We start from the raw sequence: 19,536 nt of genomic DNA on the forward strand, positions 1-19,536 counted from the left end.
GTGTTGATCTGGGGCGATACGCTCGTTGTTGTTGTAGCGGCCCTGGCATTCGACGCCTTGATCGGAGATCCGGCCTGGCTATGGCGGCGGCTACCGCATCCGGTGGTCCTGGTCGGCGCGCTCATTGGATTTCTCGACCGCACGCTTAATCGCGACGCATGGCCGCCGATGCACCGAAAATTGGCCGGCGCAAGTGTCGTCGGCTTGTTGCTGGTTATTTCGGCCGTGTGCGGATGCTTGATCGAGTTGGTATTGCGGCAGGTCGCGTTCGGCCATCTGCTGGTTGGACTGGTTGCATCGACGCTGATCGCGCAGCGCAGCCTCTATCAGCATGTCGCACGGGTACGCGCGGCGTTCGCCGATGGCGGGCTTTCCAAAGCACGCGGTGCCGTTTCCATGATCGTCGGCCGCGATCCGGATCAGCTCGACGAGGCGGGCGTCAGCCGCGCGGCCATCGAATCCTGCGCCGAGAACTTCTCCGACGGCGTGGTGGCGCCGGCATTCTGGCTGGCGCTCCTGGGGCTGCCGGGCCTGATCGCCTACAAGGCCATCAATACCGCCGATTCCATGATCGGGCATCTCAGTCCGCGATACCAGTCCTTCGGTTGGGCTGCCGCCCGGTTGGACGATCTCGTCAATCTGATCCCGGCGCGGCTATCGGGATTGCTCATCGCGACGGTTGCACCGGTCGCAGGAGGCTCGACAGTAACGGCACTCAAGGTGATGTGGCGCGATGCCGGAAAACATCGCTCCCCCAATGCCGGGTGGCCGGAAAGTGCCACCGCCGGCGCGCTCGGCTTGGCGCTGGCGGGTCCGCGCCGCTACGCCGAACGGATCGTCGACGATGCCTTTCTTAATGCGAAGGCACGCAAAGAGGCGACTCCCGGCGATATCGGCCGTGCGCTCAACTTGTTGATCGCAGCTTGCCTGATGCAGGCAGCAGCCTACGCCGCGTTGGTGCTGGCCGCCTGACGGCTGCGGGCAATCTTCAAGATTTGCTCGATGTCGAGATGCTGTTCCAGATGGTCGGCGAGTGCGTCCAGCGCCGCTTCGATGCGGGCCTCATAGGCCAGCGACGATGCGATCCCGAAATGCATGAGCCAGGCCTTGCGAAAGGTATCGCCGGTGAACAGGCCATGGATATAAGTACCCTGCACGCGGCCATCGGCCGAACTGGCGCCGTCAGGACGGCCGTCGATGTCAAGCAAGGGCCGCGCGCAATCTTCGCCTTCGCTGCGGCCGAGATGAATTTCGTAGCCGCTGATCGCGGTTCCCGTCGCGCAATGCCTGCCGCTGATCAGCGTGGTGGATTTTTCTGCGCTCATGACCGTCGTGATGTCGAGCAAGCCCAGGCCCTCGACCATGCCGGCCCGGCCATCTACGCCGTCCGGATCGGCGATGTTGCGGCCGAGCATTTGATAACCACCGCACAGCCCGAGCACATGGCCGCCACGGCGCACATGCGCCTTGATGTCGGTGTCCCAGCCCTGCGCGCGTAAGAAGGCGAGATCGCCGATCGTGGACTTGCTGCCGGGCAAAATGACGATTTGCGCCTCGGCGGGGATCGGCTCGCCGGGCTTGATGAATACCAGCTTGACGCCGGGCTCCATCCCCAGCGGATCGAGATCGTCGAAATTGGCGATGCGGGCGAGAACCGGCACCGCGATGACGCGCGTGGACGATGATTCATGTGCACGATCGAGATCGACGGCGTCTTCCGCCGGCAGCCATGCGGCCTGCGGCAACCACGGTACGACGCCGAGCGATCGCCAGCCCGTGTAGCGCGTGATTGCCGCGAGCCCCTCGCCGAACAATCCAACGTCGCCGCGAAACTTGTTGACGATAAAGCCGTGGATCCGCGCCAGCTCCTCCGGCTCCAGAACCAGATGCGTACCGGCCAGGCTCGCAATCACGCCGCCGCGATCGATATCCCCGAGCATCACCACGGGCACATTGGCGGCTGCCGCAAATCCCATATTGGCGATATCGCCGGCGCGAAGGTTGATCTCCGCCGGGCTGCCGGCGCCCTCCACCAAAACGATATCGGCATCTCGCGCGAGATGAGCGAAACTCTCCAGCACCGCCGGCAGCAGGGCGGCTTTCTTGTCCAGATAGTTTTTTGCGCGCAGCGTACCCCAGCGCTTGCCCTGCACAATGATTTGCGCGCCGGTGTCGGTCTCCGGTTTCAGCAGCACCGGGTTCATGTGAACGCTCGGCGGCACCCTCGCCGCCCTCGCCTGCACGGCCTGGGCGCGGCCGATCTCGCCGCCGTCGACCGCTACGGCGGCATTGTTCGACATGTTCTGCGGCTTGAACGGCGCTACCCTCAAACCACGCCGCACCAGCGCCCGGGCAAGCCCTGCGACAATCGTCGACTTGCCGGCGTTGGAGCCGGTGGCCTGGATCATCAGCGCAGGCGTCGGCCGCTCCATCAGAATTCGATACCCTTCTGCGCCTTTACACCCGCGCGGAACGGGTGTTTCACCAGCGTCATTTCGGTGACGAGATCGGCCATCTCGATCAGTTCCGGCTTGGCATTGCGGCCGGTGATGACGACGTGCTTGTCGGCTGGCTTTTCCTCGCGCAGGAAGGTCAGGACGTCGTTGAGGTCGAGGTAATCGTAGCGCAGCACGATGTTGAGTTCGTCGAGCAGCACCAGGCGATGGCGATCGTCGCGGATGAGTTCCTTGGCGCGTTCCCAGCCTTTGGTGGCGGCGGCGATGTCGCGCTCGCGGTCCTGGGTTTCCCAGGTGAACCCCTCGCCCATGATGTGCAGCGTCACCAATTCCGGGAATTTCGCCAGCACCTTGGCCTCGCCGGTGTCCCACGCCGGTGATTTGGTGAACTGCACGACCGCAACGGGATAGCCGTGGCCGATGTGACGGAACACCATGCCGAGCGCGGCCGATGTCTTGCCCTTGCCGGTCCCGGTGTTGACGATCAAGAGTCCCTTCTCGCCGGTCTTGGTCGCCATGATCTTGTCACGCGCCGCCTTGTGTTTGCGCGCCTTCTCGCGGTGCCGTTCGTTCTCGGCTTGATCTGCTTCAGTTGGGATTCCGGTCATGCGATTTCCTTCTGTGCTATCGGCAAGAGTTCGGCGATCAGGTCGGCGGCGCGATTGGAGCGCGGGGTCCACAATCCGCGCCGGATCGCCTCGGCAAAGCGCTCCGCAGTCTCGCGTAGCGCCGCCGGATTGGCTGATAACATGAAGTCTCGTACGCGCTCGTCTTCCAGATAGGAAGCGAACAGTTGATCGAAATGATGGTTGGAAACGGCGTTGGTCGAGGCTGCGAAGCCAAACAGATAGTCCACCGTGGCGGCAATCTCGAAGACGCCCTTGTAGCCGTGGCGCATCACGCCGGCGATCCATTTCGGATTGGCGGCGCGGCCGCGCACCACGCGAGAGATTTCGTGGCTGAGCGGCCGCGACAGCGGGGCTTCCGGCCGCGAGGTATCGATATGGGCAACACGCGGCGCCTGTCCTCGCAGGGTCTGCACCGTCGCTGCCAGACCGCCCATGAACTGATAGTAGTCGTCGGAATCCAAGATATCGTGTTCGCGATTGTCCTGGGTCTGCGCGACGAGATCGACGCCCTTGAGGCGCTCGGCGAAATCGTCGCGTGCGCCCTCGCCTTCGCTGCCGCTGCCATAGGCAAAACCGCCCCAATCGAGATAGACGTCGGCAAGGTCGGCGCGCGAATTCCAGCCCCCTTCGTCGATCAGCGCCTGGAGACCCGCGCCATAGGCACCGGGCTTCGAGCCAAACACGCGATATGCAGCGCGGCGTTGCGCGACCTTGCTGTCCATGCCGCCGGCCTCAAGCGCATTGCGCCGGATACGAACATTGGCGGCAATCGGATTGGCTTCTTCCGGCTCATCGAGCATTGCGATGGCGTTGACGGCGCTTCCGATGATGTCCATCTGCGTCGGAAACGCATCGCGGAATAGTCCTGATACGCGAAACGTAACGTCCACCCGCGGACGCTTCAATTCACTGAGCGGCGTAATGGCGAATCCCGTGACGCGGCCCGACGTCTCTTCCCATAACGGGCGTGCGCCGATCAGGGCAAGCGCTTGGGCGACATCATCGCCGCCCGTGCGCATGTTGGCAGTGCCCCACGCCGACAGCGCGATCGCGCGCGGCCATTCGCCGGCTTCCTGCCAATAGGCTTCGACCAGGCGTTCCGCTGCCAGTTGGCCGATCCGCCATGCCGAAGGCGTCGGCACCGCCCGCACGTCGACCGCGAAGAAATTACGGCCCGTCGGCAGCACATCCGGCCGTCCCCGCGTCGGCGCACCGGATGGACCGGGCCGAACGAACCGGCCATCCAGCCCGCGCAGAAATGCGCCGATCTCGGCCGCCCCGCAGGCGTCAATGACTGGACCGAGTTTGGCATCGATCCATTCCAGCACCTCCCGCGTCCGGCTCCAGCCGTCATCGCAGGGCAGCGCGCCGGCGACCAGTTGAAGGGCGAGCCATTCGATCCGCTCGACGGTATCACCCGCTGTGCGCCATGCAGCACTGCTGGCTTTTTCCAGGATTGCCGGCCGCGGTCCTTCGAACCCGGCGGCGAGATCGCGGGTCAGCGGATCGAATTCGCCAAGGCCGAGATCGCGCGCAAGCGCCCGATGCAGTGAAGCATCCTGCGGCTTCAGATCCGAGCGTGGCAGTCGTGCGATCGAAACGATGAGGTCGTTGCGCTGGCCGTCGGCCGGCACGCGGCCAAACACATGCAGGCCGTCGCGGATCTGCATTTCCTTGAGATCGCAGAGATGCGCGTCGAGCGCGCGCAGGGCCTCGTTGGTCGGCGTGTCCCGCGTTACATTGACGTCCGCATCGAGCCGCTGCGCCCGCGCCAGCGACAGGATATCCTCCGCAAGAACGGTGGCCCGCTTCGGGTCGAGATCAGCGGCGAGCGCATATTCGTCGACCAGCGTCTCCAGCCGCGCCAGGTCGTCGTGCAATTCGGCACGGGTCATCGGCGGCGTCAAATGATCGATAATGACGGCGCTGGTGCGGCGCTTGGCCTGGATGCCCTCGCCGGGATCGTTGACGATAAAGGGATACAGATGCGGCAACGGCCCCAGCACCACATCCGGAAGGCAATCCACAGATAGGCCGGTGCTCTTGCCGGGCAGCCATTCGAGATTGCCGTGCTTGCCCAGATGCACGATGGCATGCGGAGCGAATTCGCGCCGCAGCCACAGGTAAAATGCGAGATAGTGATGCGGCGGCGCCAGGTCGGGATCGTGATAGGTGCTCTTGGGATCGATATTGTAACCACGTGCCGGCTGCACGCCGACGACGACGTCGCCGAAGCGATGCAGGCCGAGGCGAAATTCTCCTGCGATGACATGCGGGTCCTGCTGCGGCTTTCCCCATCGAGAATTAACCGCGCGCTGCACGTTCTCAGGCAGTTCAGCGAACGCAGCCGCGTAATTCGCGAGCGGCCACGATACGCCGCCGGAACGTAACGCGCGGCCCTCGATGGCGTTGGTCGGACCTTCCTGCAACAGCGCCAGCATCGCGGCGGCGTCATCCGGCGCCTCGCCGGTGAGATAGCCTTCGCCGCGCATCGCGGCGAGAACATCGATCAGGCTTTGCGGCGTATCGAGACCGACGCCGTTAGCGAGCCGGCCGTCGCGGTTGGGATAATTCGCGAGCACAATGGCGACGCGGCGTGCAGGCGGCTCAGCCCGGCGCAATCGCACCCAGGCCAGCGCGAGTTCGGCGGTCGCGTTGATGCGATCGGCGACAGGCTGGAATGTCGTCGGCGCAAAACCGGCCGCGCTCTCGCCGCGCTCCTTGAAGGCGATGACGTTGGCAAAGATGCGGCCATCGACTTCCGGCAGCACCACATGCATGGCGAGATCGCGCGGATTAAGTCCGCGTGACGAGCCTTCCCAATTCGCGCGGGATATGCCGGCCTGCGCCACCTGCAGAACCGGGCAGTCGGATGTCGCAAGGATGCCCGCATCATCGTCAGCGGTTGCCGTGGCAAATGCGGTGGCGTTGACGATGATATCGGGCGGATACGCCGACAGCGCCGCACGCAGGAACGCCGCCGACCGTTGATCCTTCAGGCTGGTGACGAACAGGCAGACTGCATTGAGACCTCTCGCCAGAAGCGCCGCCCGCAACGCATCGATCCCGGCGGTATCGCCACCCGCGACCAGCGCGCGGTAGAAGATGACAACGGCATTGGGCCGTGCATCGTTATCAGGTTCACCGCGCCAGAAGCCGGCCGACGGCATCGGCCTCGCCGGCGGCGGTGCCTCGCCGTGTCCGATCAAATGCGCAGCGAAACGCAGCGCGAGTTCTGCATTCTCGACGCCGCCTTCGCTGCAATAGCGCCAGAGCGCGTGGGTTTCATCACGGCCGAGCGTGCCGCGCGCCGCAAGGGCGGCGTTCCAGTCCATCTCGCCGGGTATGCATGCGAACAGCGCGCCGCGACGCAGCGCGTCGGCACGCAGGCTCTCGACACCGTGCGGCCAGTAGCTTTCACCACCAAGCATTCTGAGCACCACGATCCTGGCCCTGCACAGCGTGCGCTCGACATAGAGATCGACGGAAGCCGGATGCCCGAGCGCCAGCAGGTTGGTCAGCCGCACGCTCGGAAAGCTGCCGGCCAGCGTCGCATGGGCCGCACCGAAGGCGGCGAGGTCGCTATCGGCCGCCGACAGCACGACGATATCGGCAGGCTCCTGCCCGAGATCGCGGGCGACGTCGCCATCATCGATACTGCCGCCGGTGTCGAGCTTCAGGTGCATCCGCGTGCAAGTCCTTTGCTACCCCTGCAGAGCCCGGCGAACCGCATCGCTATCAAAACCCTTCAGGCCGATCACCACCAGATGCTCGGCCTGCTTCGCGTCGGGACGCGCGAATGCGAGATCAACCCGCCCGCCCACGCCCTGCACCACGATCGGTGCTGACTTGTCGTGGATGCGGGCGTGCCCTTTGACGCGCAACACGCCAGTGAGATTCAGGGCGCTAGTGACGCGCGCGCGCATGGCATCGACGCTGGCTGCCGCGGGCGGCATCACGACGATGCTGTCGAAATCGTCGTGGTCGTGCTCCTCCTCCTCGCCGTGATGGCCGGCGCGCGCTGCCATGTCGTCTTCCGCGGCGGCGTTCAGGCCGATCAAAACCGGCGCCGCCAGGTCGCCCTTGGAACGCACCATGTTGACGCCGGGTCGCAGCACGGCCTTGAGACGCGCCTCGATTTCAGCCAACGCCGCCGGTGAAACCAGATCGCTCTTGGAAAGCACCACGAGATCAGCGCAGGCAAGCTGATCCTCGAACACCTCCTCGATCGGATCATCGTGATCGAGGGAATCATCGGCGGCCCGTTGCGCGGCAACAGCATCCTCATCGATGGTGACGCGGCCTTCCGACAGCGCCAGCGCGTCGACCACCGTGACCACGCCGTCGACCGTGGCACGGGTGCGCACGGCGGGCCAGTCGAACGCCTTCAATAGCGGTTGCGGCAAGGCCAGGCCCGAGGTCTCGATGACGATAGCATCCAGCGGCCGGTCGCGCGCCAGCAATTTGTCCATGGTCGGGATGAAATCATCGGCCACCGTGCAGCAGATACAGCCGTTGGTGAGTTCGACGATATCACCGGGCGCGCAGGCCTTTGCGGCGCACTCCTCAACAAGTCCGCCGTCAAATCCGGCGTCGCCGAATTCATTGACGATCACGGCGATGCGGCGGCCATCGGCCTGCGTCAGCAGCGAACGCAGCAGCGTGGTCTTGCCGGCGCCGAGAAAGCCGGTGAGCACGGTGACGGGGACACGGGACATTGCAATATTCTCCTTAAGGCGACCGCTTCAGCCAGAGCGGAAGCCCGGCAGCGACAAACACAACATTGGGAACGGTGGCGGCGACGATCTGGTTGAGGCGGCCCTGGGCGTCGCGAAAGCTGCGGCCGAGCGGCGTCTCGGGCACGAGACCGAGGCCGACCTCGTTCGAGACCAGAACGACGGGATATTGGGCCACTCCGAGAAATCGCGTGAGCCGGCGCGCTTCCACTTCGACATCGCGCTCGGCGAACATCAGGTTTGACAGCCACAAGGTCAGGCAGTCCACCAGCACGGCACGGCCATGGGTGGCCTCCCGGGTCAGTGCATCGACCAGCGCCAGCGGCTCCTCGACAGTGATCCAACCGTCGCCCCGCCGCTGACGATGATGGGCGATGCGCGAGCGCATCTCGTCATCATCAGCAGTCGCAGTAGCCAGATAGACCCGCGCGAGTCCGCTGTCGCCGATCAATCGCTCGGCAAAGGCGGATTTGCCGGAGCGCGCGCCGCCCAGCACAAGTGTGGTGGCAAGAACTGTCATTTCGGTGCGCTGCCATCGTCGGGCGACCAGCGCATCGGCGGCACTCGCGCCACCATGCCCTTGCGCAGCACCTCGGCACGTTCGCGCCACGGCACCAGGCCGTAATCGGACGTCCGGTACGACTCGACGAACGCTACCAGCGCCGCGGTGCCGCTCTCGGTCTGCAGGTCGCCGAACAAAAAAGTGTAACCATCCGCGCTTGACACCGCGACGGTTGCGGGCCGCTTGCAGACGCTAAGGCATTGCACCGGCCGCACCTGAACGTGATCGGACGAACCGATCGCGGCCTTGACCGCTTCAAACATGTCAGGGCCGACCACCGCACCGCCATCGGCGGTCTTGCAGGTGATGCACACGCTTACGAATGTGGGGCCGTTCGGCGCATTGACACGCGCAGCTTCAGCCAACGCCAAATCAGCGGGATTTTGCTCAGCCTTCTCGCGATCCATCACAGGCTCACATCACGGCCGTTGGGCCACGAGCTTTGTTGGGTCGCGCCGACGGCTCGTCGCCGTCAGGCTCGCTCCCGTCCGGTGCACCCCGCCCCGACGACGCCTCCAAAGCACAGTTCGTGATGGCAGGTCTCCTGGCTCGCGGGTCGTTGCCATCAGCCGCCTTCCCGGGATTACCCAGTGGCATCGGCTCGGGGCTCGTCGCTTACAGTTGCGGGGGCAGCGCCGGCATTGAGAGAACTCGCACCGGCTTCCCTTTTCACCTCCCTCGCGGGAGGACCATCGCCGATGACGCTAGCCGCCGCAGTAGCTGGGGTCAACCGGTGTGGCCTTGGGTCTGGTCGGATTGACCTGACACGGGCTGTTGGGTCAGGTAGGCCCCGCAAAGGAACCCCATGACGACTGAATCCCGACCGCTTTGGCAACCGCCGCTCGTTCCCCCGCTCAATCAGGAGTTGGAGGCAACGATGCGCGCGCGAATCGACGGGAAGGCCAAGCCTCCGGGTTCGCTCGGACGCATCGAGGACCTCGCTGTCCAGCTTGGCATGATCGCGCATCCGGCGCCCCCCAAGGCCGACAAAGCCGTGCTGCTGGTGTTCGCCGGCGACCATGGCCTCACCGAGGAAGGCGTGTCGCAATATCCGTCGGCCGTGACGGTCGCGATGGTGAAGACCTATTTGGCAGGCCGCGCCAGCGCCAATGCGTTTGCCGCCGCAGCCGATGTCGAGATTCGCGTCGTGGACGCCGGGGTGGCCGCCGAACTGCCCGCGCATCCCGATTTGATCGGCGCCAAGGTCCGGATGGGCACCGCCAACGCCGCACGCGAGCCGGCGATGACGATGCAACAGGCCCGGGATGCGCTAGCCAAAGGCTGTGCGCTCGCGATTGCCGAGATTGCGGCGGGCGCCGATATCATCGCGCTCGGCGAAATGGGCATCGGCAACACCGCCTCCTCTGCCCTGCTGGTGCATCGCCTGGCACCGGCGCCGCTTGACGAATGTATTGGGATCGGCGCCGGGCAGGATGATCCGGGCATGGCGCGCAAGCATGCCGCCATCGCCAAAGCCGCGGCGCGCAGCAACGCCAGCTCTCCCCTGGACGTCCTTCGCGAGTTCGGCGGGCTCGAAATTGCGATGATGGCCGGCGCGGTGCTGGGGGCGGCCTCAAAGCGGCGCCCGGTCGTCATCGACGGCTTTATCTCCAGTGCGGCTGCGCTGGTGGCGATCCGCCTCTGTCCAGATGCTCGCGATTATTGCGTGCTCGCGCACCGCTCCGCCGAAAAGGGCCACGACATCGTGCTCGCCGCGTTCGGCGCGAAGCCATTGCTCGATCTCGGGCTGCGGCTCGGTGAAGGCACCGGCGCCCTCCTCGCCGTGCCGCTGCTGCGCGCGGCCGCGCGGCTCGTGACCGACGTCGCCGACCTCAGCGACGTTCTGGCCGGGAATATCTGACATGAACGAGACCGAGCGCTTATTCGATGCCGTGCGGTTTCTCACCATCCTGCCCACGCCGCCGACAAAAGCCGCGCCACAGCCGGACTGGCTGGCCCGATCCCTAAAATATTTTCCGCTGGTGGGAATCGGCATCGGCGCCAGCTCGGCGGTCGTGCTGCTGCTTGCCGGACAAATCTGGGGGCCGCTTGTTGCGGCGCTGCTCGCGATCATCGCAGGCGCCATCACCACAGGTGCGCTGCACGAGGACGGCCTGGCCGACACCGTCGATGCCTTCGGCGGCGGCTGGACCGTCGAACGACGGCTGGAGATCATGAAGGACAGCCGAATCGGAACCTACGGCGCGCTGGCGCTGGGTTTCGGCGTCGCCTTGCGCATCGCGGCGCTGACGCAGCTGCCGCTATGGGCAGGCGCCTTCGCACTGGTCGCAAGCCACGCCGCAGCGCGCGCCACGCCGGGCTTTGTCATCAACGCCATGAACTACACGGGCGATACCACGGCAATGAAGGTCAATTATTCCGAGGTGCCCGTTCGCGCTCAGGAAATACAGTTTGCCCTGATCACCGTCGCCATTGCGGTGCTGCCGCTGGCGTTCATGTCCGCCTCTTCGGTGCTCGCAGGAGCGCTGCTCGGCGCCGCGCTGGCCGCAGCCCTCGCGATATGGTCGCGCCGGCTGATCGGCGGATATACCGGCGACGTGCTCGGCGCCATCGAGCAGGTGTTCGAGATCGGGTTCCTGCTCGGCGTCGCCGCCGTCATCCGATAGGCCACGACAACGGCAGCTGATAAGGTTCGCCTTCGAATGCGTCGGCACCGCGGCCGATCCGATCGATCGCCTCCGCCATCCGGCCCCCACGTCCGAGCAAATCATCGGCCAGCGACACCATCAGCCGATTCGGCGTCACCGATGGCGCACGGCGGCGCAATTCCTCGGCGATATCGCGCTCGAAGCCGGGATTGCGGTCGCAGGCGATCACATAGGCCGCAGCGCTCGAGCGACTGATGCCGGCCCAACAATGGATCAGCATGGTGCGGTCATGCGCCTCGCGCCCGAAATCGAGGATCGCCTGCATCGCTGTACGGTCGGGCGCAACAAGACCCGGCCTCGCCTCCGTAATGTCGTGAAACGACAATTCCGCACGCCGCTCGCAGGCAAGCGCGCGATGGTCCTCGCCCTTGTGATCCGGCGACAACAGAGTCAACAGGTCGAACCGGTTGAGCCCGGCCGCAACACCGGACAATCCGCTGAGCGGGCAGACGTAAAGACATGGCATGCGTATGGTACCGGGCTTCACCATTTGAATGATGCGGCGACGTGGCATCGGATGGTGTAAAGAGTCAATCGACCGGCGCCTACTAACGGACAGCAAGCCCTCGGGGCCACACCGAAGATCGATTGATGCCATCAAGCAAACCACCCATTTGGCGGAATGACATCGACGCGCTGGCGTTCCGGCCGGAGGAGCACAATGGCCTCTGCATGGTGCATCGCCGGGCGTTCCGCACCTTGTTGCGGGTAATGCCGTCGCCGCGGCAATGCGTCGAATTCTTCAACACTCATCAGGGGGTGTTTCAGGCGGCGGCCCGCGCGAAACTGCTGCGAACAGAAGTGGCAACGACTGCGAATTTCCACCTGACCAGCCGGGATGTCTCCCGGCAGCTAAAAAAATGAGGTCGCGCTCGCAGTCTATCTGGGCTAAAGATGAACATCTTCGAGGATAGCCATGCAACAATCCCAAACCGTCAACGCCCCCGCCAGCTCAGTCGATTCGAACACCATTGCGCAAGCTGTGCTGGCGATGGCCTTGGGGCTATTCATCGTCGGCGTGGTCGGCTTCTCGCATATCAGTGCGGTTCACAATGCCGCGCACGATGTCCGCCACGCCAATGCGTTTCCCTGTCACTGACGACACATGCCGGTTTTCAGGTCGATCGTATTTTCAGCCGCGCTGGCCGGCTTGATCGTCGGCGTGATTATTTCGATTGCGCAGTTCTTTGGCACCGTGCCGCTGATCCAGCAGAGTGAGGTCTACGAACGCAAGGCCGCCGCCACGCATAGCCACGCCTCGCCCGCCAACGATCAAGACAAGGCCCATCGTCAGGAGAGTGAGTGGGAACCTGAGGAAGGCTTTCAGCGCAACGCCTTCACAGTCGGCGCCAATATTCTGACCGCGATCGGTTTTGCGCTGCTGCTCACCGGCATCTATGCGATTCGGGGCCGACATGTGACGTGGCGGGAGGGCTTGTTGTGGGGCCTTGCGGGCTTTGTGGTTTTCACGGCCGCCCCCGGCCTCGGCTTGCCTCCCGAATTGCCGGGCATGCCTGTGGCCGATCTGACGGCGCGGCAGACCTGGTGGATCGCTACCGCCGCCGCCACGGCAGGCGGGCTTGCTCTGCTGGTTCTCATCCCGGCCGCCTGGTCGGCGGTCCTCGGTCTGGCACTGATCGCGCTGCCGCATCTGATCGGCGCGCCGGTGGCACCGGAATCTCACAGCGCGGTCCCTGCCGCGCTGTCCCATCGATTTATCGTCGTGGTGACCCTCACGAGCCTGTTGTTCTGGGCGCTGTTAGGCGTCGCGACCAGCCTGGCGTTCGAGCGCATCTCGCGTTCGCGCGCGTAGTCTTCAAAAGCAGATTGGAAAAACGCGGCACCTGCGCGGCAGCGCTGTGCATCAGCTCGCAGCCGGGCCGAGTTTCCGGTGGTTTCACCTGATGTCGGCGGGCTGGCTCGGGCGGGAGGGTACTCAGCCAGAATCAGCGCTCCGCGCGACCGCTGAAAACGCTAGGAAAACTAGGAAACGGCTCTTGGATCTTGAGAAGATAGGACGGACCGCGAGACCCGTATCGGCACGTGCTCCACGCGCGGAGCCAAACGGCCGGATACCATGTTAAAGGAGAATCGATGGCACTTTCCAGATTATATGACGAAGCCCTTGTCTACGCCTCCGATCTTCACCGGACGCAGATCAGGAAAGGAAGCGGCACCCCGTATATCGCGCATCTGTTGAGCGTCTCCAGCCGGGTGCTGTCCGCCGGCGGGACCGAGGTGCAGGCCATCGCCGGGCTCCTCCACGACGCCGCCGAGGATCAGGGAGGCCAGGCGACCCTCGATGAGGTCAGGAAACGGTTCGGCGCCGATGTCGCGCAGATCGTGGCCGATTGCACCGATTCCTGGATCGAGCCTAAGCCGGCCTGGCGACCGCGGAAGGAAGCCTATCTCTCGCTGCTGCCGAAAAAGGCGCCCCCGTCGTTGCTCGTATCCCTTGCCGACAAGGTCGACAATGCCGAGGCGATCTTGAACGACTACCGCAATATCGGCGACGAGCTATGGGGCCGGTTCACAGGCGGACGCGACGGAACCATTTGGTACTACCGCCAGCTCAGTGAGATTTTCAACGCGGTGCTCCCTGGCGCTCTGGCGCAGCAGCTTGCGCTGACCGTCTCTTCCCTTCCTGCCGAATAGGGCCGGTCTGTCGACCGGCAGGATTGCTGCAAATGAAGGCGCGTTGCGCCTCACGCTAAAGGCGGAAGACGCGCGCGGCGTTGCCGCCGAGAAATGCTGCCTTGATCTCTTCGGTGAGGCCGAGCGCATCGAGCCCTTCGAGCGCTTTGTCGGGTACGATCATCGGATAGTTGGTGCCAAACAGCACCTTCGCGGCGCCGTGACTGCGGAGATATTCGAAGAGCGCCGGCGGATAGCGCCGCACCGTATATGCCGAGGTGTCGATATAGACGTTCTCGTGCTTGGTCGCGATGGCGACTGCTTCATCGGTCCAGGGATAACCGATATGGCCACCGACGATGACCAGTTCTGGAAAATCGAGGGCGACACGATCGAGGTAGATCGGTCGCCCGACCTCGGAGGGCATCAGGGGGCCGGTGTGTCCGATCTGCGTGCAGAACGGCACGCCCTCCTCGACGCAGGCGACATAGACCGGATAGAATCGCCGATCGCTCGGCGGGACCTCCCATAGCCAGGGCAGCACCCGGATCGCCTTGAAGCCGAGTTCGCGCACACAGCGCCTGACTTCGCGAATTGCTTCCATCGGCCTGGAAATATCCACCGAGCCGACGCCGACCAGTCGTCCGTTGGACTCGGCAACGAAGGAAGCGACCTCGTCATTGGATATCATGACATTGCGCGGCGCGACCCAGGCGCTGATCAGCATGCGATCGACGCCTCCCTTGTCCATCGCGGCCAACGTCACCGATACCGGCGGCGCCTCGGTCGGCGCGGTGCGCTTGGTCCAGCGTCGCAGCGAAGCAAAGATCGGATCCTGGCTATGGCGCAATGTGGGATGCTGTCCCCAGGCATCGATAATCATAGATACCTCGCCTCAACAGTTCCGAACGGTCCAAAATCGGGAACGAACGTCTCACCTCGGTTCGCCGCAGCATCCCCGTCAGCGTGCGGATCGATTCATCGTAGTCACCTCACCGGTAGCATTGGGTATGACTTGACACCGCCGCACGCAAACGACTTCTAGGGTCGGTGGGTTGAGCCAAAGTCAACGCCCGGCCGCCTGCACTTCGTTCTCGAAACCGAGCAACGGATGCTGACGATCCCTGCATGATCGCCTTCGCCGCGTTCCGATCATGTCGGGTCCGCCAAATCTCCACCAGTCGAGATAAGACTGCGATCACCGAGTGGATTGCGTGGAGAGATAGCGCGACTGCAATTGCCCCGTGTGGGCCACGTCTTCCGATTGCGTTGCTCTTTGTCGGCAAGGATATGTCTCTCCCGCTTTCGCCCATTTATCGTGCAGCCCACACGACATTGGCGGCCGATCCCATTTCTGAGAGCTGCCGCATAGGTCGTTGAGCTGCACTTTCATTTTATCGATCGACAGGCAGCGAAATCCGCCATTTCCAAATGCAGCAAGAAAGAACCGATTTAGCGCAGCAATATCAACTGGCTGGGGCGGGAGGGATCGAACCTCCGAATGGCGGAATCAAAATCCGCTGCCTTACCGCTTGGCTACGCCCCAACGGCCCGGACCGGATGCGCCGGAGAGGAAATGCGCCCCGCGCGAACCGGTTTCGGACAACGCCGGTCTATAGAGGGACTTCAGCCATTTCAACTGGTTAGAAGCGCAAATCTCGCCTGAAATCCGCCCCGGCAGGCGCGAGCCTTTATATTAGGATCGTCTACGCGGCAATCCGCGGCCGGTTTCGCACCCACAGCGCGGCCGAATACCGCCCGGCGGAGAGTTGAGAGAACCCCGGTTTCGTGAGAAGACGGCCACAGATCATTGTCCCCAAAGCGAGATTTCGTCATGACTTACCGCGCGCCGATCTCCGATATCCTGCTCGCGCTGAACCACGGCGCAGGGCTGCAGGCGGCCGTCAAGGCCGGCCACTACGGCGATTTCGACGGTGACATTGCCGCCGTCGTGTTGGAGGAAGCCGGCAAATTCGCCGGCGACGTGCTGGCGCCGCTGAATCGGGTGGGCGACGAACACGGCATCAAGCTCGAAGACAACAAGGTGACGACCGCGCCAGGCTGGCCGGACGCCTATCAGCGCTGGGCCGCCGCCGGCTGGAATGCGGTATCGGGCCCGGAAGCCTTCGGCGGCCAGGGACTGCCGCTGGCGATCAACGCCGCCTGCACCGAAATCTGGAGCGCGTCCAACATCGCGTTCGGCCTTTGCCCGCTGCTGACGCTGTCCGCGATCGAGGCGCTCGACGCCCACGGCAGCGAGGAGCTGAAGAAGATCTATCTGGCCAAGCTGGTCTCCGGCGAGTGGACCGGCACCATGCAGCTCACGGAGCCGCAGGCCGGCTCCGATGTCGGCGCGCTGCGCACCCGCGCCGAGCGCGCCGCTGACGGCACCTACCGCATCAAGGGCTCCAAGATCTTCATCACCTATGGCGACCACGACATGACCGACAACATCGTGCATTTCGTGCTGGCGCGCCTGCCTGATGCGCCCGCGGGCACCAAGGGGATTTCGCTGTTCCTGATTCCGAAATTCCTCGTCAATGCCGACGGCTCGCTCGGCGCACGTAATGACATCTATCCGTCGGGCGTCGAACACAAGCTCGGCATGCACGCCTCCCCCACCTGCACCATGACGATGGGCGATCAGGGCGGCGCGATTGGTTACCTGATCGGCGAGGAAAACAAGGGCATGCAGTGCATGTTCACGATGATGAACCAGGCCCGCCTTGGCGTCGGGCTCGAAGGCGTCGGCATCGCCGATCGCGCCTACCAGCAGGCGCTGGCCTATGCGCAGGAACGCCGCCAGGGCCGCGCCGTCGGCAAGAAGGGCGACGGGCTCGATCCGATCATCGTCCATCCCGACGTCAAGCGCATGCTGCTGCAGATGCGCAGCATGACGGCGGCGGCGCGCTCGATCTGCTACGCCACCGCCGTTGCGCTCGACGTCGCCGCGCGCGCCACTGACCCGAAGGTGCGGGCCGATGCCGCCGCGCGCGGCGCGCTGCTGACGCCGATCGCCAAGGCGTTCTCCACCGACATCGGCAACGAGGTGGCCTATCTCGGCGTGCAGATTCACGGCGGCATGGGCTTCATCGAGGAAACCGGCGCCGCGCAGCATTATCGCGACGCCCGCATCACCTCGATCTATGAGGGCACCAACGGCATCCAGTCGATCGACCTCGTGACGCGCAAGCTCGCCGTGAATGGCGGCGCATCGGTCTGGGCGTTGCTTGCTGAGCTCAGCGGCATCGTCAAGCAGGTCGAAACCTCGAACGATCCCGCTTTCGGCACCACGGGCGCAAAGCTGCGCGACGCGCTTGGCTCGCTGGAGCGCGCCAGCAAATGGCTGCTGGAGCGCGTCGGCTCGGCGCCGAACGACGCGCTCGCCGGCGCGACGCCTTACCTGCGCCTGTTCGGCGCGACGCTCGGCGGCTGCATGCTGGCCGGCGAAGCGCTCGCCGCCAAAAGCCATGGCGAGGCCGGCGATCCCCAGCGCTATGTGACGGTGGCACGGTTCTTTGCCGAGAACATCACCGTGCAATCCGCCTCGCTGGAGAAGACCGTGACGGAGTCGGCGGACGCCGTGAACGGAGCGGATGCGGTGTTGCTGGGATGAGGATTCGTGGGGTGGATCACAGGAAACGTAACCACCGTACCGCCGTGACCCGAGGAGATATTTCGGCGGACTACGCTGTCCGCTCCGCCCTATTACACCGCTCATGTTTCTATCGCGTGGAGCACATAACGTCCCGAAATTGCACAATAAGTTCCATCGCAGCGCGTGATATCGAAGCAACACCGATGAAAAAAGGGGCCACTCCCGTAATGTCGGCCGTTGCGCATTCATTTCGTAATCCGAACAATATGCGTCGTCGCGTGCTTGGCTTGTAATCGGGCTCCCTGTGGAGCCATGGGGAGGCCGGATCATGGACCCTTGGCGATTGGCGACGAAGGCGCAACGCCGAATCAATGCTCTCGCGGGCACGGCTCTTGCGAGTTGTGTTCTCGCCTGGCTCGCCGGCCTCGGCTCAGCTCCGATCCAGCAGGTCAGCGCGTCGGTCGAGAGGACCGGCGCGGTGCCGGCCGTGGAACGCAGCGCGCCAGCTGTCGTCGTAAACGTTGCACCGGCGGACCCGCCGCAGATCGACACACCCCAAAAGATCGTTCTGGCCAGTGCCGACACCGCTGAAATCATTGTGCCGGCGGCGCCTGAGTCCGTAATGAAGAAGGTCGCCGAAACGGCGGCGCAGCTTGCCACTTATGAGCCGATATCGCTTTTCGAGATCTCGCCGATCGATTCTGCGCAGGTGCTGCCGCCCGAGCCACCGTCCACCGAATTGGCAATGATAACCCCGGCTGATGCGGTGGCCGACAATCCCCAGCCAGGGGTGCCCATCCTCGAAATCAACGAGGAGTGCCTGGTCGCGGAGATCTGCATCGACCGCTATCTCTGGACGCTCTACGAACGGGCACCCAAGATCGACGCCATCGCGGTGCATGAACGGCGCAAGGTGACGATCAAGCGCAAGGGCAAGATGAGAACGGTCACCAGAACCTTCACCAAGCGTGTCGACCAGGACTTTACCTGGAAGGATCCGAAGGCCGCCGAACGAGCCGGCATGACGATGATGGATTATGTGATCGGCGGCATGGACCGAACCTTCAAGCTGAAGCTCTTTCATACGCTTCATGCCGCGGAACAGGCCGGGCTGCACCCCGGCATCACCAGTGCGTTCCGCGATGACTACCGTCAGTCGATCGCGAGCGGTTTGAAGGCGGCCAGCGACCGATCCTACCATGGCGGCAGCACGCGCGGCGGCTATGGCCACGGGCTTGCGGCCGACATCGTGAGCGTCAAGGGCGCGACCCGGGCGCAGCGATGGGTCTCCACCGAGAAGCTCTGGAAGTGGATCGACGCGAACGGCAAGGATTTTGGGATCGGACGGCCCTATCTCGACCGAGACCCGCCCCACGTCGCGCCGATGGACGGTCGGGAATATGTCTCCCGCCGCGGCGGCGCGAAGACGGAGGTCGCGGAGGCCAAGGGCAAGAAGACCGAGGTCGCGGAGACGAAGGCCAAGGATAGGAAGAAGCACGTCGCGGAGACGAAGGCCAAGAAGAACAGCCGGCAGGCGGCGCGGGACGATCGCAGCAAGGCGAAGCACGGCAAGACCGCTAAAATCGCCAAGGGGGCCAAGACCGCGAAGCTCGCGCGAGCGAGGACCATGTAAGCGGTTCGATTTGATCCGGAGAACTCGTCATGCCCGGGCTTGTCCCGGGCATTCACGTTTTTGGTCGCCGAATAAAAAGACGAGGACGGCCGGCCGTGGCAAGCGCAAGCGGCGCCATCCGTCAGACGGCTATGCCCGGCCTTGACAGGTACTTCTGAATTCAGCCGGTGTTCCTGACCGCATCAGCCAGCATGGCGAAGAGTTCGCGTTTGGTGAACTCCCGCGTCGGCGCCGCGACCGTCTTGGACTTAGACGTCCTGGACCTGGAAGTCTTGGACTTCGACGCCTTGGGCCTGGACACCACCCTGTCCACAGGACGGTCGCAGGCTGCCGCCAGCTTTGGCCTTCGCATCGGCACTGAAACGATCTTCGGGCTGGCTGTCGGCGGCTTGTGACCCCGCTTGTGCCCCAAGCGTTTCAGCTTGGCGCTGACGGCGTTACGGCTGTGACCGAGCCTGCTTGCGATCTGACCGGCGCTGTGGCCTTCGGCCCAGAGCTGTTTGAGCAGTGCTACGTCGTTCGCATCCCAACTCATGGGAACACTATACGCCTGATCTTTGCGAGAGGCCAGTCATTGCTGATATCGCGCCGCCGACACTTCATCTCGTCGTTAATGCAG

Annotated in this window: 18 protein-coding genes, 1 tRNA gene and 1 riboswitch; of the genes, 9 read left to right on the forward strand and 10 right to left on the reverse strand. The window is 64.2% G+C overall.

The window, feature by feature from the left end:
* Entirely contained in the window at positions 1-972 is a 972-nt protein-coding gene (gene cbiB, locus QA643_RS31120) for an adenosylcobinamide-phosphate synthase CbiB (RefSeq protein WP_283029486.1), read from the forward strand.
* Here cbiB and QA643_RS31125 read toward each other — a convergent pair.
* The 6 genes from QA643_RS31125 to QA643_RS31150 are packed head-to-tail and all read right to left on the reverse strand — an operon-like array spanning position 945 to position 8,790.
* Positions 945-2,432, reverse strand: a complete 1,488-nt coding sequence (locus QA643_RS31125) for a cobyric acid synthase (RefSeq protein WP_283029487.1) — start codon at positions 2,430-2,432, stop codon at positions 945-947. The genes cbiB and QA643_RS31125 overlap by 28 nt on opposite strands.
* Positions 2,432-3,064, reverse strand: coding sequence for a cob(I)yrinic acid a,c-diamide adenosyltransferase (gene cobO / locus QA643_RS31130; RefSeq protein ID WP_283029488.1), 633 nt, complete (start codon positions 3,062-3,064; stop codon positions 2,432-2,434). Before cobO ends, QA643_RS31125 begins: the two co-directional genes overlap by 1 nt.
* A complete protein-coding gene (gene cobN / locus QA643_RS31135) occupies positions 3,061-6,771 on the reverse strand; it encodes a cobaltochelatase subunit CobN (protein WP_283029489.1) in 3,711 nt (1,236 codons plus the stop codon). The genes cobO and cobN overlap by 4 nt, the downstream gene beginning before the upstream one ends.
* 18 nt (positions 6,772-6,789) lie before the next feature.
* Complete coding sequence (gene cobW, locus QA643_RS31140; protein ID WP_283029490.1) at positions 6,790-7,803, reverse strand: cobalamin biosynthesis protein CobW; 1,014 nt, start codon at positions 7,801-7,803, stop codon at positions 6,790-6,792.
* 13 nt (positions 7,804-7,816) lie between these two features.
* Positions 7,817-8,341, reverse strand: a complete 525-nt coding sequence (gene cobU / locus QA643_RS31145; RefSeq protein ID WP_283029491.1) for a bifunctional adenosylcobinamide kinase/adenosylcobinamide-phosphate guanylyltransferase — start codon at positions 8,339-8,341, stop codon at positions 7,817-7,819.
* Positions 8,338-8,790, reverse strand: a complete 453-nt coding sequence (locus QA643_RS31150) for a DUF1636 domain-containing protein (RefSeq protein WP_283029492.1) — start codon at positions 8,788-8,790, stop codon at positions 8,338-8,340. The genes cobU and QA643_RS31150 overlap by 4 nt, the downstream gene beginning before the upstream one ends.
* 109 nt (positions 8,791-8,899) lie before the next feature.
* Positions 8,900-9,092: riboswitch (cobalamin riboswitch) on the reverse strand.
* A gap of 96 nt (positions 9,093-9,188) precedes the next feature.
* On the opposite strand from QA643_RS31150, the gene cobT reads away from it, so the two are divergent.
* Together cobT and QA643_RS31160 are read left to right on the forward strand one after the other, a co-directional pair.
* Entirely contained in the window at positions 9,189-10,244 is a 1,056-nt protein-coding gene (cobT, locus tag QA643_RS31155; protein WP_283029493.1) for a nicotinate-nucleotide--dimethylbenzimidazole phosphoribosyltransferase, read from the forward strand.
* Position 10,245: 1 nt separating this feature from the next.
* Positions 10,246-11,010, forward strand: a complete 765-nt coding sequence (locus QA643_RS31160) for an adenosylcobinamide-GDP ribazoletransferase (protein WP_283029494.1) — start codon at positions 10,246-10,248, stop codon at positions 11,008-11,010.
* Here QA643_RS31160 and QA643_RS31165 read toward each other — a convergent pair.
* The gene (locus tag QA643_RS31165) at positions 11,000-11,518 is read right to left on the reverse strand and encodes a protein tyrosine phosphatase (RefSeq protein WP_283029495.1); all 519 of its coding nucleotides are present in this window, start codon (positions 11,516-11,518) and stop codon (positions 11,000-11,002) included. The genes QA643_RS31160 and QA643_RS31165 overlap by 11 nt on opposite strands.
* 125 nt (positions 11,519-11,643) lie before the next feature.
* Between QA643_RS31165 and QA643_RS31170 the strand changes: the two genes are divergently transcribed.
* The 4 genes from QA643_RS31170 to QA643_RS31185 all read left to right on the forward strand — a co-directional run bounded on the left by QA643_RS31170 (position 11,644) and on the right by QA643_RS31185 (position 13,707).
* Positions 11,644-11,916 carry a hypothetical protein gene (locus QA643_RS31170; RefSeq protein WP_283029496.1) on the forward strand — a complete coding sequence of 91 codons (273 nt, stop codon included), beginning with the start codon at positions 11,644-11,646 and terminating at the stop codon, positions 11,914-11,916.
* Between the two features lie 46 nt (positions 11,917-11,962).
* A complete protein-coding gene (locus QA643_RS31175) occupies positions 11,963-12,151 on the forward strand; it encodes a CbtB domain-containing protein (RefSeq protein ID WP_283034982.1) in 189 nt (62 codons plus the stop codon).
* A 6-nt stretch (positions 12,152-12,157) separates the two neighbouring features.
* Positions 12,158-12,865, forward strand: a complete 708-nt coding sequence (locus QA643_RS31180; protein ID WP_283029497.1) for a CbtA family protein — start codon at positions 12,158-12,160, stop codon at positions 12,863-12,865.
* 281 nt (positions 12,866-13,146) lie between these two features.
* On the forward strand, positions 13,147-13,707 hold the full coding sequence (locus QA643_RS31185) for an HD domain-containing protein (RefSeq protein ID WP_283029498.1): 561 nt from the start codon (positions 13,147-13,149) through the stop codon (positions 13,705-13,707).
* A 55-nt stretch (positions 13,708-13,762) separates the two neighbouring features.
* Here QA643_RS31185 and QA643_RS31190 read toward each other — a convergent pair whose 3' ends face one another.
* Positions 13,763-14,569, reverse strand: a complete 807-nt coding sequence (locus tag QA643_RS31190) for an amidohydrolase family protein (protein ID WP_283029499.1) — start codon at positions 14,567-14,569, stop codon at positions 13,763-13,765.
* Positions 14,570-15,157: 588 nt separating this feature from the next.
* Positions 15,158-15,232, reverse strand: a tRNA-Gln gene (locus tag QA643_RS31195).
* A 288-nt stretch (positions 15,233-15,520) separates the two neighbouring features.
* Here QA643_RS31195 and QA643_RS31200 point away from each other — a divergent pair.
* Both QA643_RS31200 and QA643_RS31205 read left to right on the forward strand, forming a co-directional pair.
* Complete coding sequence (locus QA643_RS31200) at positions 15,521-17,302, forward strand: acyl-CoA dehydrogenase (protein WP_283029500.1); 1,782 nt, start codon at positions 15,521-15,523, stop codon at positions 17,300-17,302.
* Between the two features lie 310 nt (positions 17,303-17,612).
* Entirely contained in the window at positions 17,613-18,917 is a 1,305-nt protein-coding gene (locus QA643_RS31205) for a peptidase M15 (protein WP_283029501.1), read from the forward strand.
* Between the two features lie 160 nt (positions 18,918-19,077).
* On the opposite strand, the gene QA643_RS31210 is transcribed toward QA643_RS31205, so the two are convergent.
* The gene (locus QA643_RS31210; RefSeq protein WP_283029502.1) at positions 19,078-19,452 is read right to left on the reverse strand and encodes a GcrA family cell cycle regulator; all 375 of its coding nucleotides are present in this window, start codon (positions 19,450-19,452) and stop codon (positions 19,078-19,080) included.
* Positions 19,453-19,536: the final 84 nt, after the last annotated feature.

It is taken from the genome of Bradyrhizobium sp. CB3481 (assembly GCF_029714305.1).
GTDB lineage: Bacteria > Pseudomonadota > Alphaproteobacteria > Rhizobiales > Xanthobacteraceae > Bradyrhizobium.